The organism is Synechococcus sp. R8-2, assembly GCF_047461715.1.
Taxonomy (GTDB): domain Bacteria; phylum Cyanobacteriota; class Cyanobacteriia; order Thermostichales; family Thermostichaceae; genus Thermostichus.
The window spans coordinates 1-1,273 of sequence record NZ_JANSHQ010000672.1; the positions used below are offsets into that span (position 1 = coordinate 1).

The 1,273-nt window shown below is 59.1% G+C and carries 1 protein-coding gene and 1 pseudogene; both read left to right on the forward strand.

The annotated features are described in order from the left end of the window. Positions 1-802 (forward strand): TIGR03985 family CRISPR-associated protein (locus NW819_RS13740; RefSeq protein WP_414414091.1); only part of this gene is annotated, 802 nt, incomplete at its 5' end. An 11-nt stretch (positions 803-813) separates the two neighbouring features. Then, positions 814-1,257 (forward strand): annotated as a pseudogene (gene cas1 / locus NW819_RS13745) (CRISPR-associated endonuclease Cas1). Positions 1,258-1,273 lie beyond the last annotated feature (16 nt).

Genomic DNA, 1,273 nt, shown 5'->3' on the forward strand with positions numbered 1-1,273 from the left:
GTCCCGCTGGCGCGATCAGCACTCCCAGCGGCGGCTGTTTGTGTGGTTTGAGTACATCCTCTCAGACGAACAGCAAGAACGGGTGGACGAATATCAAAACCAGCTGGAAGCCTTTTGGGCCAACCCAGAAGCGGGGGTGATCGGTTTTGACTACGCCACCCGCCAACATGGGATCCGACACGTTCTCACTTACCCAGTCTGTTTGTTCTATGCTCGCCGCGCCAAGTATTTGGCAGCCTTTGGCCAGCTTCCCACCCCCGAAGGATCCCTGGGCTGGCACAATTTCCGCTTAGATCGGATCCAGTCTGAGCGCCTGGCGGTGATTCCCTGGGACGCTCCTTCCATTCCGCCAGAGCTGGCAACCCGCAAACGGCAGAGGAAGCTGCCCAGCCCGGAAGAAGTCCAAGCAGCATGGGAAGAAGCCTGGGGATCCGATTTTTACCTGCCCAAGGCATTGTTGATCCTTCGATTTTCCCCGGAGTTTGCCCGTCGCTATGTGGAAAGCACAGTGCGACATCCCACCTTCCAGCCCATTGCCTACAAGCGGATCCCGGCTTTGGTGCAGCAGGCAGTGGCGGATGCGCGGGAGCGCGAACAGATTTTGAACATTGTCCGGCAAAGACCAGCCAGCGACCGGTACTTCCGCGCCTGGGTACGGGTGGGAGATACCAATTTCACCATGCGCCTGCGGGATTGGCGGCCCAACGGCGAGGTGATCGCTCCCCCGGCCTACCGGGAACAGATGGCTCGGGAAGCCCAGGCAGAGCTGCAGTTTTATCGCCCCGACCTGAAGCTTTCTTGACCTTCCTGCCCATGACCACCCTCTACCTAACCGAGCCGGGGACTGTGGTTCACTGCCAAAACCAAACCCTGCTCATTCGCCGCCGTGGTCAAGAGCAGCTTTGCCGCCTTGCGGAGGTGGAGCTGGTGGTGGTGTTGCCCGGGATCCAATTGACCAGCGCAGCTTTGGCCCAACTGCTGGATCGAGGCATCGAAACCATTTTTTTGCGTGCGGATGGCGGTTTTCGCGGTCGCCTGCAGGGATCCTTCTCCACCAACTCTGAGATCCGTCTGGCCCAGTATCAGCGGGCCTACTCCCCCTGAGGGCTGAGGTGGGCCAAGGTGATTGTGCGCGGCAAGATTCGCAACCAACGGGCAATTCTACAACTGCACAACCGGGCTACCCGCGGCCAAATTGCCCCCTTACAGGAGGGTATTGATGTTATCGCCGCCTACCTGCAACAGTTGGATCGCTGATACATTTACGCTGAAC